This window comes from Pseudomonas sp. G34, assembly GCF_031119625.1.
Lineage (GTDB): Bacteria > Pseudomonadota > Gammaproteobacteria > Pseudomonadales > Pseudomonadaceae > Aquipseudomonas.
Genome location: NZ_JAVHZV010000029.1, coordinates 290304 through 304844, shown reverse-complemented (window position 1 = coordinate 304844; position 14541 = coordinate 290304). Strand labels below are relative to the sequence as shown.

General features: G+C 62.7%; 12 protein-coding genes. 4 read left to right on the top strand and 8 right to left on the bottom strand.

Annotation, left to right across the window (positions count from 1 at the left end):
* Positions 1 to 35: 35 nt before the first annotated feature.
* From mexE to QYS36_RS19710, 5 genes are all read right to left on the bottom strand, one after another.
* Positions 36 to 1256 (bottom strand): multidrug efflux RND transporter periplasmic adaptor subunit MexE, encoded by a 1221-nt coding sequence (gene mexE / locus QYS36_RS19730; protein ID WP_308841070.1) that lies wholly within the window; start codon positions 1254 to 1256, stop codon positions 36 to 38.
* Between the two features lie 181 nt (positions 1257 to 1437).
* Positions 1438 to 3240 (bottom strand): B12-binding domain-containing radical SAM protein, encoded by a 1803-nt coding sequence (locus tag QYS36_RS19725; RefSeq protein WP_308841069.1) that lies wholly within the window; start codon positions 3238 to 3240, stop codon positions 1438 to 1440.
* 26 nt (positions 3241 to 3266) lie between these two features.
* The gene (locus tag QYS36_RS19720) at positions 3267 to 4172 is read right to left on the bottom strand and encodes a DMT family transporter (protein ID WP_308841068.1); all 906 of its coding nucleotides are present in this window, start codon (positions 4170 to 4172) and stop codon (positions 3267 to 3269) included.
* A gap of 175 nt (positions 4173 to 4347) precedes the next feature.
* Entirely contained in the window at positions 4348 to 5124 is a 777-nt protein-coding gene (locus QYS36_RS19715) for an AraC family transcriptional regulator (protein ID WP_308841067.1), read from the bottom strand.
* Between the two features lie 18 nt (positions 5125 to 5142).
* Complete coding sequence (locus tag QYS36_RS19710; RefSeq protein WP_308841066.1) at positions 5143 to 6057, bottom strand: LysR family transcriptional regulator; 915 nt, start codon at positions 6055 to 6057, stop codon at positions 5143 to 5145.
* Positions 6058 to 6298: 241 nt separating this feature from the next.
* Here QYS36_RS19710 and QYS36_RS19705 point away from each other — a divergent pair, with 241 nt between their 5' ends.
* Positions 6299 to 7315, top strand: coding sequence for a zinc-dependent alcohol dehydrogenase family protein (locus QYS36_RS19705; protein ID WP_308841065.1), 1017 nt, complete (start codon positions 6299 to 6301; stop codon positions 7313 to 7315).
* A gap of 114 nt (positions 7316 to 7429) precedes the next feature.
* Here the strand turns inward: QYS36_RS19705 and QYS36_RS19700 are convergent, their stop codons facing one another.
* A complete protein-coding gene (locus tag QYS36_RS19700; RefSeq protein ID WP_308841064.1) occupies positions 7430 to 8455 on the bottom strand; it encodes a LacI family DNA-binding transcriptional regulator in 1026 nt (341 codons plus the stop codon).
* A gap of 221 nt (positions 8456 to 8676) precedes the next feature.
* Between QYS36_RS19700 and QYS36_RS19695 the strand changes: the two genes are divergently transcribed.
* Both QYS36_RS19695 and QYS36_RS19690 read left to right on the top strand, forming a co-directional pair.
* On the top strand, positions 8677 to 9168 hold the full coding sequence (locus tag QYS36_RS19695; protein WP_308841398.1) for a gluconokinase: 492 nt from the start codon (positions 8677 to 8679) through the stop codon (positions 9166 to 9168).
* A gap of 129 nt (positions 9169 to 9297) precedes the next feature.
* Positions 9298 to 10671: a GntP family permease gene (locus tag QYS36_RS19690; protein WP_308841063.1), complete on the top strand. Its 1374-nt coding sequence runs from the start codon at positions 9298 to 9300 to the stop codon at positions 10669 to 10671.
* Between the two features lie 73 nt (positions 10672 to 10744).
* On the opposite strand, the gene QYS36_RS19685 is transcribed toward QYS36_RS19690, so the two are convergent.
* The gene (locus QYS36_RS19685) at positions 10745 to 11518 is read right to left on the bottom strand and encodes an alpha/beta hydrolase (protein ID WP_308841062.1); all 774 of its coding nucleotides are present in this window, start codon (positions 11516 to 11518) and stop codon (positions 10745 to 10747) included.
* A gap of 91 nt (positions 11519 to 11609) precedes the next feature.
* Between QYS36_RS19685 and QYS36_RS19680 the strand changes: the two genes are divergently transcribed.
* Positions 11610 to 13049: an HD domain-containing phosphohydrolase gene (locus QYS36_RS19680; protein ID WP_308841061.1), complete on the top strand. Its 1440-nt coding sequence runs from the start codon at positions 11610 to 11612 to the stop codon at positions 13047 to 13049.
* 480 nt (positions 13050 to 13529) lie between these two features.
* Here QYS36_RS19680 and QYS36_RS19675 read toward each other — a convergent pair whose 3' ends face one another.
* A complete protein-coding gene (locus QYS36_RS19675) occupies positions 13530 to 14441 on the bottom strand; it encodes a GNAT family N-acetyltransferase (RefSeq protein ID WP_308841060.1) in 912 nt (303 codons plus the stop codon).
* Positions 14442 to 14541 lie beyond the last annotated feature (100 nt).

Below are 14541 nucleotides of genomic sequence, written 5' to 3'. Positions count from 1 at the left end.
TTCTCGGGTAGGAAGGTGGAGGGCGAGGCCCGGTGTTACTTGAGGCTGACCTTCAGGGGTTCGTCACCGCGCGCCGAGGCCACTGCCTTGCGCTGCTTTTCCAGGGTCGCCAGGGTTTTCTCGTCGGCCATCGGCACGGCTTGCGGGTCCACGGTGCTGCCCGGAATGGCGCGCTGCAGGCCGTTGACCACCACGCGATCACCCTTGGCCAGGCCGCTGCGCACGATGCGCAAACCTTCCAGCTTGGGCCCCAGTTCGACGGAGCGGTAGGCGACCTTGTTGTCGGCACCGAGCACCAGCACGAATTTCTTGCCCAGGTCGGTGCCGACCGCGACGTCCTGAATCAGCATGGCGTCGTAGGTGTCGCTACCCACCAGCTTCAGGCGGGCATACAGGCCCGGGGTGAACTGGCCGTCACGGTTGTCGAACACGGCGCGGCCGCGGATGGTGCCGGTGCGCGGGTTGACCTGGTTGTCGAGAAAGTCCAGCTGGCCCAGGTGCGGGTTGCCGTCTTCATTGGACAGGCCCAGGTACACCGGGCTCTTGTTGCGGCTGTCATGGCCGGCGCGGCGAGCCAGCTCGGTGTACTTGAGGAAAGCGCGCTCGTCGGCGTCGAAGTAGGCATACACCTTGTCGGTCGAGACCAGCGAGGTAAGCAGCGATTCGCTGGCGGTCACCAGGTTGCCCGCGGTCACTTCAGCACGGCTGACGCGGCCATCGATGGGCGCGGTAACCCGGGTGAAACTGAGGTTCAGGCGGGCATTGTCGAGTTCGGCCTGAATACCGGCCACCGCGGCCTGGGCTTCCTGGGCAGCGCTCTTGCGTGCATCGGCAAGCTCGGTGGAAATCGCGTTGCCTTCACGCAAGCGCTCGCCACGGCGGGCTTCGCTGCTGGCCCGGACCTGGTTGGAGCGTGCCTGCTGCAGTTGGGCTTCGAGGCGTTTGACTTCGGCCTGAAAGGGGCGCGGGTCGATCTGGAACAGCAGGTCGCCCTTCTTCACCAGCGCCCCTTCGGTAAAGCTCACCTTGTCGATGAACCCGGAAACCCGCGGGCGGATCTGTACCGATTCCGGCGCTTCGAGGCGACCGGTGAATTCGTCCCACTCGTTGAGGGGCTGTTCGATGACTTCGGCCACACTGACCTTGGGAGCTGGCATTTGCGCCTGGGCCTGCGTGGCTTGCTCGCAGCCGCTCAGCAGCAGAGCACCGGCGAGGGCAAGGGGGAATATCCAGATGTTCTTGTGAAACTGTTCCATAGATGACTCCGCCAGTCGGATTTGTGAATGGACGGAGTCTGCGGTGAGGCACGGCGAGCGACTAATCGAACGCCATGAAGTTCAATATCACCGGCAATGATTATGTGCGGCTATTCATGAAACGAGGGGCATGGTGCGGCCATCGGACCTGTGCACCGACAGCCGCGTGGGATGTGTGTAATCAAGCGTTCACAGGCCAGGTGCCACGGCGCACCATTTCCCTGACGCGGTTAACGCCATTGGCCCGTACCAGCAATTCCATGCGTGCTTTTTCGATCTCCTCAGCGCTCCAGTGCTCGGTGGCCATGGTGGCCTTCTCGTGAGACCAGCCATTGTCGTAGTGGCGCACCACGTATTGCTGCTGATATTCCCACATCGAGGTTCCGGGAATCGGGGTAACAATAAAAGGGTTGGCATAGGCCATGCCTGCACCCATCAGGGTGACGGCATAATCGATGGTGCGCTCGATCAGCTCCAGGCTCTCGATGAAAGGCTCTTGCCCTGGCCGCTCGGGAGGATTGACGAACCCCAGCATGAAGCCGCCGGTGACCTGAATGCCGTGCTCGGTGAAGATCTCTATAAGCTCGAAGGTCGATTGTTGAATGGCGTTGAACCGGGACTTGTTGGAGTTGACCAGGCTCTCTTCGTTTGCGCTTTCAACAGCGAGATATACGTTATAGCAACCATTCTCGGCGATGGAATGGATGAACTCCCTTGCATTGAGTCCTCCTTTGATTGCCTCGATGACATTACGGTATTGCGGGTTTCTGCGTTCATTTTCATCCAACTGAGCGATAAAGCTTTCCCCAAGATGCAGAAGGATCAGGTTGAAAAGGCTTAACCCGCCTTCTTCGACCCAGGGTAGGTCGTGCTTTTTCAGAAGACGGCCGACCTCCATGGCATAGAGCGGGTCGTGCATCAGGTGATCGTCCTCGATCAGGACTTCGGTCACACCCTGCCTGACCAGATCGGCCAGGTGCAGGTCGAACCAGTCCAGCCCCAGTGCGCGCCAGGGGCCGTTGATTTTCGGGATGTAGCAAAAATTGCAGTTCACGTTGCAGCCGATCGTGGAGAATATCTGCGCCCAGGCGCCGTGCTTGCGCACTCGGGCCCCGGAGGAGTGATAGGGCTGCAGATAATGGCTCATGTCCAGAAAGCTGAAGTCCGGCAGGGGCATGATGCCAAGCCGTTCATCGAGGCCCTGGCGCTTTGGAACGATGCTCAGGTAGCTGGACTTCTGGGTAGGGCGAACCAGTTGCCCACGGCTGTCCCGGTAGGCCACGCCAGGTATGGCATCGATGTCCGTGCCCTCATGGGTCAAGGCATCGAGCAACAGGGTGAAGGCCCGGTCGGCCTCATTGATCAGCGCGAAATCGAAGGCCGAATCCAGCAGCGCGTTCTTCCAGTCACCACTGGAGTGGGCCCCGCCGGTCACGAGCACCAGGTTGGGATCGATGCTCTTCACCAGCTCGGCCAGTGCCCGCGCATTGCCCCATTGCACCGTGTAGTTGCATTGAATGCCGACGATATCGGGTTGGCTGGTTTCGATGATCTCGCGTAGCTGCGTATCGTTGAGGCCATAGCGGATCAGGTTGCCCTGATCGACCTGTACCAGGCTGTGTTCCTGGGACCAGCCGGCAAAGGGCGCGTCGACGATCTGCACGTCGTAGCCGGCGCGTCGAGCCACCGTGGCGATGCGTAGCAAGCCGATAGGCGTACCGGCTCGCTTCATCACTTCAAAGGTGTCTATGCCGATGCGGGCGAATGCACTGTCGTGCGGGGTAGGTTCGATTAGACGGGTGTAGGGGGGAACGAACAACAAGACACGCGGCGCCTCGCCATTGGCGCGTCGGCGGATGGCGGTTCGACTGCTGAGCAACGAGGGTTGCCGTAGATGCTTGAGCAAGGGGCGCGTAGGGGAGACCGAAAAGCTGGGCTCGCGGCTGTCGATCCTGATGGTGTCCTGTGAAGCGATCAATTCCATCTGTCTGTCTCCTTGAAAGGTCGGTGTCAACCTGAGGTTTTGCGTGAGCGCGAAGTGGCGATGACGGCCCCGAGGATGATCAGCACGGCCGGGATCAGCAGGATCGGGCTGGCATCGCTTTGCCCGACCACGATCAGCAGCACCGTGGAGAACAGAGGCGCCAGGTAGGACAGGGCGCCCAGCATCGCCAGGTTGCCGTGCTTGGTGGCGTGATCCCAGGCGAAGAAGGCCAGGCCCACTGGCCCCAGGCCGAGGGCGAGGATTGCCGCCCATTGTTCGGCAGCAGGGCGCACTGTGGTCTCGAACAGCAGGTGGCAGAGCAGGCCGGCGGCGGCGACCAGGCCGCAGATACCGCCGATGATGCTGCTTGGCACGTTGCTGAAACGCCGATTGACCACCGAATAGGTCGACCAGACCCAGGCGCCGGCAAAGGCAGCGGCGTAACCCACGATGGGCATCGCTGCGCTTTCCTGGCTGGCCCGCTGTTGCATGATCAGGGCTGTTCCCGCCAGGCCGAGCAGGGCGCCCAGCAGTTGGCGTTTGCGCAGCGACTCGCCGGTGCCGAGGCTCGACAGCAGGACGATCATCAGTGGCCAGAGGTAGGCGATCAGGCTGGCTTCAGCCGCTGGCGCGGCCTTGAGCGCGAAAAAATATAAGGCGTGATAGCCGAAGATGCCGGCGAACCCCGTTGCCCATACATACCATGGCTGGCGCCAACTGTTGAACTCAGCAGCACCCCGCAGGCCAAGAATGCACAAGCTGGCCACGAAGGCGACGGCGAAGCTCGAGGCCAGCAATTGAAAGGCCGGGATGCCGGCCGTCAGGGTCGTCAACAGCGCCAGACAGGCCCATAGAAATACCGCGATCACCCCGATCAGTGTGGCGCCTGCGCTCGCGCCGAGGGTAGCGATGGATAGGTTGGAAGTGGTCATACAAGCCCCGCCTGCCTGTGATTCTCAAACGGGGAAAATACAAAGGCGCGGGTAGACGGTCTTGATCGGAGCTGCCGGAGAATTGTTCGAGACTGCTGCTTTGAGTGCGGCTATCAAACCGTAGCGATGGCAACGCACTACGGTGAAGCAGGAAAGCAAAGCCCAGAGGGGGGCTTCAGTGGGCGCGTGTGCGTTTGCGCATGGAGGCCGGCGTCATGTCATGAACCTTCTTCAGCGCATGGGTCAGCGCGCTCTGGTCGGCGTAACCGGCACGATGGGCGATATCGATGATCGGCAGCGAGGTCTGGCGCAGCAGGTCGATGGCCAGATTCAGGCGCAGGTTGGCGATATGGCTGAATGGGGTTCTGGCCAGGTAGCGCTCGAACAGCGCGTACAGGCGCCGCTCACTGGTGCCGGAGTGGCGAGCGATTTCGCGGATCGTCAAGGGGCTGCTCAGGTGTTGCTCGATGTAGGTCAACGCCCTGGCCAGGATGAGCTGGCCGGGCTCCTGCAGGCTGATCTCAGGCTGCAGCAGCGAGCACAGGAGCAATTGGCTCCAGGACTCGACCAGTGCGCGTGAATCGCTCAATAGCGCACTGTTGACATTGGCATAGTCGAGCAGATGACGGATATCGGGCCTGAGCGCGAAGAAGCGCTTGCCGCGCAAGGGGTCAAGTGGTTGCGCGGTGCAGGCTCCCCTATCGAAGCGTTGGGCCTGTACGTCCAGTACCAGAAAACTGTTGAGGGTGTTGGCCTGGAAGGTATGCCGGGCGCCTGCGGCGATCACCACACCCTGGCTCGCATCGACCTTGCCGCCTCGTCCGTCGATCTCGATTTCCATGGCGCCTGAGCGGGGCAGGACGATCTGGTGAAAATCGTGCTCATGAAGCTCTACTTCTCCCGAATAAGAGCGTATCGCCAGAGCGAAGGGGGGAAGGGCGCTAGCGTTCATCCATGGCTCTCGTCGTGATTACAGGCTGTCGGGATCCCCGAAGAACATCTGGATGCGCGAGCGCAGCCAGCGCTCGGCGGGGTCGTTGTCCTGGGCGCCACGCCAGGCCATGGACATCTCGAAGCTGTCGCTCTCGAAGGGCAGGTCCTCGGCGCGCAACCCGCCGGCTGCGGTGAGCGCAGCGGCGGTGTAGTCGGGCACCACGGCAATCAGGTCGGTGCCGGCCAGCAGGGTGCCCAGGCCGTTGAACTGCGGCACGGCAAGCACCACCTTGCGGGTGCGCTCGAAACGCGCCAACTGGTCATCGATGAACCCGTTGAGGTCGCCGGCGAACGACACCATGGCGTGGGGGCGGGCGCAGTATTCGTCGAGGCCGAGCTTGCCGGGGATCGAATCGGCGCGTAGCAGCTTGGGCTTGCTGCGCCGCAGGGTCTTGCGCTTGGCGTTGGCGGGCAGTTCCTCGGTGTAGCTGACACCCACCGAGATTTCCCCGGAGGCAAGCAGGTTGGGCATCAGCAGGTAGTTGGCGCGGCGCACCACCAGCACCACGTTGGGTGCTTCGGAGCGCAGGCGGCGTAGCAGGGCAGGGAGCAGGGCGAACTCGACATCGTCCGACAGGCCAACGCGAAACACCGCGGTGCTGGTGGCCGGGTCGAACTCCGAGGCGCGGCTGACCGCGGTGGAGATCGAATCCAGCGCCGGCGAGAGCAGGGCGAAGATTTCCTGGGCGCGGGCAGTCGGCTCCATGCTGCGCCCGGTACGCACGAACAACGGGTCGTCGAACAGGTTGCGCAGGCGCGACAACGCCGCGCTGATCGCCGGCTGGCCAAGAAACAGCTTCTCTGCCGCACGGGTCACGCTGCGTTCGTGCATCAGTGTTTCGAACACGATCAGCAGGTTGAGATCGAGACGGCGCAGGTCGTTGCGGTTCATCCGGGTTCCAAATGTGCGGCTTGCCAGAGCGGGACGCTAGTGAGAGCCTTGTCCGCCAATAGTACGAGCACTTGAGCGCATTGGGAAAGACACCGGTATCATTCGCATATCCACACGTTGTGCCGGCCTATATCACTGCCAGGCATGACGACTATTACTCGCGTCGGGTGGTGTGCACCCAGGTCTGCGGATAAAGTCGAATCCAGTGAATGACCCAATCCGCGATCAGTTGAGGTTGACGATGTCCCGCATGATCCGTTTCCACAAGTTCGGCGACGCCAGCGTATTGCAGTGCGAAGAAGTGCCGACACCCACTCCGAATGCCGGGGAGGTGCTGGTACGTGTCCAGGCGCTCGGCGTCAGCTGGGGCGATGTGCTGTGGCGCCAGAACCTGGCGTCCGAAGAAGCCAAATTACCTTCCGGTGTCGGCTCCGAGCTGGCCGGTATCGTAGAGGCCGTGGGCGAGGGCGTTGACGACCTCGCGGTCGGCACGCCGGTGGCCGCGTTTCCGGCCAACACTCCCAACCGCTACCCGACCTGGGGTGACGTGGTGGTGGTGCCGCGCTATGCGCTGACCCGCTACCCGGACGTGCTCAGCCCGGTCGAAGCGAGCATCCATTACACCGGCCTGCTGTTCGCCTATTTCGCGATGGTCGACCTGGCCAAGCTCAAGGCCGGCCAGCACGTGCTGATCACCGAAGCTTGCCACTGCCTGGCACCACAGTCGGTGCAGCTGGCCAAGGCGCTGGGCGCCAACGTCATCGTGTCCACCAGTGTGGAGGGCGGCCGCGAGTTCCTGCGTGAGCTGGGCGCCGACAAGATCATCTTCACCGAGGAGCAGGACCTGGTTCTCGAGGTGGAGCGCTACACCGAAGGCAAGGGCGCCGAGGTGATTCTCGACCACTGCGCCGGCCAGCAGCTCAAGCTGCTCGGTGACGTGGCCGCCACCCGCGGCAAGCTGATCCTGTATGGGCTCAATGGCGGCAATGACACGGCTTTTCCGGCCTGTGCCGCATTCAAGAAGCACCTGCAGTTCTTCCGCCATTGCGTGCTGGACTTCACCGGGCATTCGGAACTGGGCATCGAGCAGGATCACGCCGCCGTGCAGCGCGCGCTGGATCACATCAACATGCTCACCGCCGATGGCCTGCTCAAGCCGCGTATCGACAAGACCTTCCCATTCGAGGCGTTCGCCGACTCGCACCGCTACATGGAAGCCTGCCCGGATCGTGGGCGCGTCGCACTGACGCTCGATTGATCGACCCTTAACGAGAAAAACCCGGTATTCACCGGGTTTTTCCTGGGGCGACACCTCCCTGTGTCAGGCCTTCAGCATCGCGCCAATGCATTGCGCTTTGATGAACGCTTTCGCCTAACTGCTCTCCCGCACCCGCAACTCGAAGCCCAGATCGATGCTGGGAGTAGCGGGGCGACCATCGAGCATCTTCAACAGCAGGTTGGCGGCTTCGCGGCCCACTTCGGTGCGCGGCGTGTGGATCGACGACAGCCGCGGCACGGTGTGCGCCGAAGCCGGCAGATCATTGAAGCCGACCATCGCCACGCGGCCCGGCACTGCCAGGCCGGATCGCTGCGCCTCGAAAAGCGCGCCGTGGGCCAGGTCGTCGTTACAGAAGAAGATGCCGTCGACATCCGGGTGACGCTGCAGCAGCTCGCGAAACAGCTGGCAACCCAGGCCAATGGACGAGGGCAGGGGGTGCAGCAGTTCCAGGGCCGGGTCATAGACACCCGCCGCCAGCAGGGCGCGGCGAAACCCTTCGCCGCGCTGCATCACCCGGGGGTCGAGCTGGGCGGCCACATAGGCCAGGCGCTTGCGCCCCTGCTGCAGCAGATGCCTGGCCGCGGCCTCACCTGCGGCCTGCTGGGAAAAACCAACGCTGGCGATACCAGGCGCATCGCTCAACTCCATCATGTGCACGCAGGGCATGCGGCTGGCAGCGAGCAGGTGGCGTGTCGCTTCGGTGTGGTCGAAGCCGGTCAGCAGCATACCCATCGGCCGGTGCGGCAGGTAGTTGCGCACCAGCCGTTCTTCCTCGTCACGGCAATAGTGATAGTCACCGATCAGGACTTCGATGCCGCGGGGGCGCATCACCTCGTGAATGGCTTCCAACGGTTCGACGAACAGCTGGTTGGACAACGACGGCACCAGTACCACCACCGATGTGCTGCGTGCCGAGGCCAGCAGGCGAGCGGCCGGATTGGCCACGTAGCCCAACTCGTCGGCAGCCGCGCGCACGCGTTCGGCCAGATCGGCGCCCACCGTGGCCACGCCGCGCAACGCGCGGGAGGCCGTGATGGTAGACACGCCAGCGCGTTCGGCGACCTGTGCCAGGGTCGGCATGCCAAGGGTGCGGGAGTTGCTGTGCGTCGGAGATTTCATCGCCAGGGGTTGTCATCGGCCGGAGTTGCTGGGTAAGGTAGCGCTGTCTCGAAGGCTTGGCAATTGCGCGCCATGCGCGCTTCAGCCTGGAGCAGCAGTACCCGGCACAATAACAGTTACAACATCTGAAGCCGCTGTCCGGCATGGTCTTGTCCGCCAAAGATAGCGCTGTCTTCTGCTGGAGTTGCACGATGAGCAAACCGATAACCGCAGTGGTCGTCATGGGCGTATCCGGGTGTGGCAAGAGCTGCGTCGGAGAATCGATCGCCAACCATGTCGGCGGTTACCTGATCGAAGGTGACCAGTTCCATCCGCCCGCCAACATCGAAAAGATGAGCGCCGGCATTCCCCTCAATGACGATGACCGTGCCGATTGGCTGGCCCGCCTGGGTCAGGAGCTGATCAGCGCGCTGAAAAGCCATCCCCATCCGGTACTCACCTGTTCGTCGCTCAAGCGCAAGTACCGCGACCGGCTGCGCGAAGCCGTGCCCGGCCTGGGCTTCGTGTTTCTCGAACTGTCCCGCGAGGAGGCCGCGCAACGCGTCGGCAATCGCCCGGGGCACTTCATGCCGGCCAGCCTTATCGACAGCCAGTTCGCCACCCTGGAGCCGCCCCACGGCGAGCCTTCCACGCTGGTGCTGGATGCCACCCAACCCATCGATACCCTGGGCCGCAAGGCCGCTGACTGGTGGCGGGCCGCTGACGACCGCTAACCGTGCCATCCCATGCTTCTCCCATAACAAACACAAGTGGAGGCGACATGAAAACGATTCACCAGGCTGACCGTTACATCACACCGCACAATCACCAGGCGGCGACAGGCCGAGAGGAGGGCGCTGATCATGAATGAGGCGACCACCATGGGCGCCGGCGCGCTGCTATCCATCGCCGCCGGTGCGGTTCTGCTGCTGCTATTGCTGATCATCCGCTTCCGCCTGCATGCCTTTCTGGGCCTGTTGCTGGTCAGCATCTTCACCGCACTGGCCACGCAGATTCCCTTCGACAAGATCGTGCCGACGCTGCTCGGCGGCTTCGGCACCACGCTCGCGGCGGTGGCGTTGCTGGTCGGCCTGGGCGCGATGATCGGGCGGTTGCTGGAGATCACCGGCGGCGCCCAGGTGCTGGCGGACACCCTGATCAACAAGTTCGGCGAACACCGCGCGCCGTTCGCGCTGGGCGTCGCCTCCTTGCTGTTCGGCTTTCCGATCTTCTTCGACGCCGGCCTGGTGGTCATGCTGCCGATCATCTTCAGCGTGGCCAAGCGCTTCGGCGGTTCGACGCTGACTTACGCACTGCCCGCGGCAGGTGCCTTCGCGGCCATGCACGCACTGGTTCCGCCGCACCCCGGCCCGGTTGCCGCTGCCGAACTGCTGGGGGCGAACATTGGCCTGCTGGTTATCGTCGGCGCCGTGATCGCCATCCCGACCTGGTACTTCGGCGCCTATCTGTTCGGCCGTTGGGCAGGCAAGCGTTTCGATCTCAAGCTGCCGAGCAGCTTCCTGACCGATGTGCCGCGCGACGAGAACGTCACGCCGCCGGCTTTCGCGCTGGTCATGAGCATCCTGCTGCTGCCGCTGCTGCTGATCTTCCTCGATACCGGGCTCAATACGCTGACCGTGATGGGCGCCGTCGACGGCAGCAGCAACTGGGTGCAGTTCCTGCGCATGCTCGGCAAGACGCCCATCGCGCTGCTGATCACCGTGCTCTTCGCGCTGATCGCCTTCAGCGGCCGGCACAGCCGCAAGCACCTGGAGAAGGTTTGTGAAGGTGCACTCGGCCCGATCTGCTCGATCATTCTGGTTACCGGGGCAGGGGGCATGTTCGGTGGCGTGCTGCGCACCAGCGGCATCGGCGACGCCCTGGCAGACGTGCTCTCGGACACCGGCATGCCGGTCATCATCGCCGCCTTCGTGATCGCCGCGGCGCTGCGCGTGGCCCAGGGCTCGGCGACGGTCGCGCTGACCACCACCGCGGCGCTGGTCGCGCCACTGGTCGCCGCCACGCCGGGGCTCAGCGAGTTCGACCTGTGCTTTATCGTGGTCGCCATCGCCGGCGGCGCCACGGTGCTGTCCCACGTCAACGACTCGGGCTTCTGGCTGGTCAGCCGTTTTCTGGAAATGGACGAGAAGACCACGCTGAAAACCTGGACGGTGATGGAAACCCTGCTGGGTGGCATCGCCTTCCTGCTAGCGTTGATCGGTAGCCTGATCCTCTAAGGCAAGATGCCGCGGGCTTCAGCGCAGCATTTTGCGATGAAGCCCGCGGCACAGTGTTCATCATCACTATCGCTTACTGCGTAGCGACCTCGTGCACCGCCTCGAGAATTACCTTGGCCACTTCGGCAGGCTGGGACTGCTGTGGCACGTGGCTGCTATTTACCTCACTCAGGTGCGCTGCGATGCGTTTGGCGGACGAGCGCTGTACGTCCGGGTGAATCATCCGATCCTGGGTTGCGAGCAGGTACCAGGACGGCTTGGTCTTCCAGGCTGCAGCGGTCACCTTGTCCTCGAACGCAGACGCCTTGATCGGCCCCTGGGTTGCCGTCATCACGGCTGTCTGGGCAGCGGGCAGATCCTGAGCAAAATCGCTGGCCATGCCTTCGGGCGTCAGGTAGATGAAGCCATTGCTATCGGTCTTCAGCTGGCTGATGCCAGGCGGCGTCGGTGCGCCCTTGCCTTGTTCGCCACTGGTTTGCCCGGCTTCCGGTGCAAAGGCCGCGACGTAGACGAGCGCACTGACTTTCTTGTCGTTACCAGCTTCGGTGATCACCGTGCCGCCCCAGGAGTGGCCGACCAGCACGACCTTGCCATTCTGGTTGTTCAGCACGCGCCGGGTAGCCGCCACGTCGTCTGCCAGGGAGGTGAGGGGGTTCTGCACCACGGTGACGGCAAGGCCTTCGGCCTGCAGCAGCGGCACCACCTTGGCCCAGTCGGAGCCATCGGCGAACGCGCCGTGCACGATCACCACCGAAGGTGAAGTGTCGGCAGCCTGACTGGCGCCAACGGTCAGTGTGCTGGCGATGGCGAGGGCGATTGCGGCGATTTGTGATTTGACGGTTTTCATTGCATAAACTCCTGCGTGGGTGTGGAGCAAATTCTGCTGCCCGAGCTGCCTGGCCGGTATCGGTCATTTATCCGATCCAAGGACTTTTCTGGTGAACGACGCGCCGTCACTTCTGGTTTCTTCTGGCGCCGCACTGGCCGCCATTTCCCAGGTGGGCGACTTGAGCATGGGCCAGCCCCTCGGCCATTCCATGCGGGTTGCCAGGCTGGCCAGGCAGTTGGCGCAGGCCAGCGCAGGGCAGGGTGGGCACCTGGCAGTGGCCGAGCATGTCGCCTTGTTGCGCTGGTCGGGCTGCACCGCCAACGCCGAAGGCTTCACCCATCTGCTGGGCAACGACGTCGACGGGCGCCGCGCGATGCTCGACCACACACTGGGCGCCGATGACATGCGTGCCGTCCACAAGGCGAGCGCCCTGGCCGTGGTGCACTGTGAAGTATCGGAGCAGGTGGCCGGCAGCCTTGGGCTCGGCGCCGAGGTAGAAGGGGCGTTGTATCGGGTATTCGAAACCTATGACGGCTCCGGCCGGCCCGCCGGGCTGACCCATGGGCAAATCCCCGAAGCCGTATACCAGGTGGTGCTGGCCGGCGACCTTGAGATTCTCAGCCGTACCCACGGCCTGGATTCGGCACTCGGCTGGATCGGCGCACAGGCCAACCGGCGTTATCCGGCGGCGCTTGCCAAATTGCTCATGCAAAACGCCGCTGACTGGTTGGCACAACTGGAAAGCGCGGCCCCATCGGCAAGCGGGGAAACGCCCGCAACCGCGGTGCCACTGAGCCTGGTAGCCGATGTGATCGATCTGAAATTGCCCTGGCTGGCCGGGCACTCACGCCAGGTCGCGCACCTTGCCGTCGAAGCTGCACGCTTGTGGGGGCTGAGCGAACCGATGCTCGCGGAGATCGGCAAGGCCGCACTGGTACACGGCCTTGGCCGTGCGGCAATCTCCAACCATATATGGAACAGCCCGGGCGCATTGCCATACGGCGCAGCGGAACGGCTGCACCTGGTGCCGTACTGGACCCAAAAGGCCTGCAAGCCCATCGAAGAGCTCGCAGGGCCAGGCGATATAGCCGCCCATGCCTACGAACGGCTCGATGGCAGCGGCTACTACCGTGGCTTATCCGGTGACGCGCTAAGTGCCGAGCACCGGCTGCTGGCCACCGCAAATGCCTGGGTGGCACTGCAAAACCACAGACCCTGGCGAGCGGCTCACAGCACACAGGAGGCGCAGAACATCCTCAGACAAGACGCCAGCCGAGGCGCCCTGGATAACGGCATCTGTGAAGCGGTGATCGCTGCAGCCGGTGGCCAACGACGACTCATACAGCCGCGCAGTTCGCTGCTTACCGTTCGTGAGTGCGAGGTTCTCGCTGAGATCAGCCGCGGTGCCAGCAACAAGGAAGTCGCGCGAACGCTGTCGATCAGCCCAAGTACCGTACGCACGCATATGGAAAGCATCTTTCGCAAACTGGAGTGTTCGACGCGAGCAGCAGCCACATTGAAGGGCCTGACGCTGGGGCTGATTTCCTGAGCCGGGCGTTCGGCTGAAAGACTGAACCTGGGCTACCTGGAAGACGGTCGAACGCCGAGAGCCACCGCAGCCAACTGAAAGAGGTTTTTCAATGCGCAATCTTTTGATCAGGGCCATAGCGGCGACCTTGATCGTCGGCGGATTCTTCTGCGCCGGTCTGTTCGTGTTCATGGCCGTGGGCATTCTGATGGGGGCGTGATTGCCTACGGATCGTTTAACGGCGGATCTGCATGCTGGCGACGCAAAGGTGGTTTGAGCCTTTGAAACCAGCTGGGGAAGCCCGGCAAACGGCAGCATCAAGGTTCGCATAATGTATATTATGTTAAATTACGTATGTCAGACTACTGGCTGCTGACTCAACCTGTGCTCCGTTTGGCTCCCGATGCAACAAAAATGGCTCGTCACTCATGGACAACTCGCATCAGACGCGAAGCGCTCCCCGTCCCTGGGGAGATTTCGCCCTGATGGACAAACACGGAGCTACAGGTGGTAATCCCCAGCCGCTTCCGGCTGGTAAAGCACCTTCCTGATCTCGATCTGTCGTGTGCGGCCAGCGATGCGCCAGTCGATGGCGTCGCCTTCCTGGTAGCCCAGGATGGCGGCGCCTAGGGCTGAGCAAACGGAATGCTTGCCGGCGCTGCTGTTGGCGTCCTCGGGATAAACCAGGGCCACTTCGATCTCTTTGTCGTCCAGCTGCACCAAGGCCCTGGAATTCATGGTGACGACATTGCTGGGCACCTGCTGTGGCTCGACGACAACGGCCCGTTCAAGCTCATGTTCGAGGTCAACGATGGCTGGGCCTTCCTCGAGCACGATCAGGCTCTCGAGCCTGGCCTTGTCGAATTCGGTGATGTAGATCCCGGGGGCGTCACCAATGGTATCTTCGCGCAGGAATTGCAGGTAGCGCCCCGCCGCCATGGAAAAGGACTTCAATGTCGGTGTTTCGCTCTCGAGCACGAAACCGCTGCGCAGGAAGGCTTTCTGCGAGCGCAGGTTGTCCGGGTGGATCTTGGCGATCAGCTTCTTGGCACGCATGTCGAGGAACGCCAGCTTCATGCCTTCGCGGATGGCACAGGCGCCGAGGTTGCGGCCCCATTTGTTGCTGTCGCCGATGGCCAGCACGATCTCGCAATCCGTGCCGGTCTTGATCAGCCGCACGAAGCCCACGGGGTCATCATGGCGGTCATAGGCCATGAAAAATCGGCCACCCTGGTTGAACAGATGGCTCACGATCGGCGATTGCGCCCGATCGATGGCGTGTTCGATGGAGCGGGAAACATCACGCGAATCGCTCAGATAGCAGGTAACGCGGTCATCTTCCAGCCAGTCCATCAGCTTCAGTGCATGTGCCCGGGTAATTTCAGGGCACAGCGAAATGAAAGGCTTGTTCATCTTCACCACACATATTTGAAGGATTGAAGCCCTTCATGGCTATGGCCATGACGGTTCTTTCGGCAACCGGCAAGTTTAAAGCATCAGGCGGGTAATTCCG

Excerpts from the sequence above, each read along its gene's own strand:
- mexE (WP_308841070.1), bottom strand. The coding sequence starts at position 1,256 with ATGGAACAGTTTCACAAGAACATCTGGATATTCCCCCTTGCCCTCGCC.
- QYS36_RS19725 (WP_308841069.1), bottom strand. The coding sequence starts at position 3,240 with ATGGAATTGATCGCTTCACAGGACACCATCAGGATCGACAGCCGCGAG.
- QYS36_RS19720 (WP_308841068.1), bottom strand. The coding sequence starts at position 4,172 with ATGACCACTTCCAACCTATCCATCGCTACCCTCGGCGCGAGCGCAGGC.
- QYS36_RS19715 (WP_308841067.1), bottom strand. The coding sequence starts at position 5,124 with ATGAACGCTAGCGCCCTTCCCCCCTTCGCTCTGGCGATACGCTCTTAT.
- QYS36_RS19710 (WP_308841066.1), bottom strand. The coding sequence starts at position 6,057 with ATGAACCGCAACGACCTGCGCCGTCTCGATCTCAACCTGCTGATCGTG.
- QYS36_RS19705 (WP_308841065.1), top strand. The coding sequence starts at position 6,299 with ATGTCCCGCATGATCCGTTTCCACAAGTTCGGCGACGCCAGCGTATTG.
- QYS36_RS19700 (WP_308841064.1), bottom strand. The coding sequence starts at position 8,455 with ATGAAATCTCCGACGCACAGCAACTCCCGCACCCTTGGCATGCCGACC.
- QYS36_RS19695 (WP_308841398.1), top strand. The coding sequence starts at position 8,677 with ATGGGCGTATCCGGGTGTGGCAAGAGCTGCGTCGGAGAATCGATCGCC.
- QYS36_RS19690 (WP_308841063.1), top strand. The coding sequence starts at position 9,298 with ATGAATGAGGCGACCACCATGGGCGCCGGCGCGCTGCTATCCATCGCC.
- QYS36_RS19685 (WP_308841062.1), bottom strand. The coding sequence starts at position 11,518 with ATGAAAACCGTCAAATCACAAATCGCCGCAATCGCCCTCGCCATCGCC.
- QYS36_RS19675 (WP_308841060.1), bottom strand. The coding sequence starts at position 14,441 with ATGAACAAGCCTTTCATTTCGCTGTGCCCTGAAATTACCCGGGCACAT.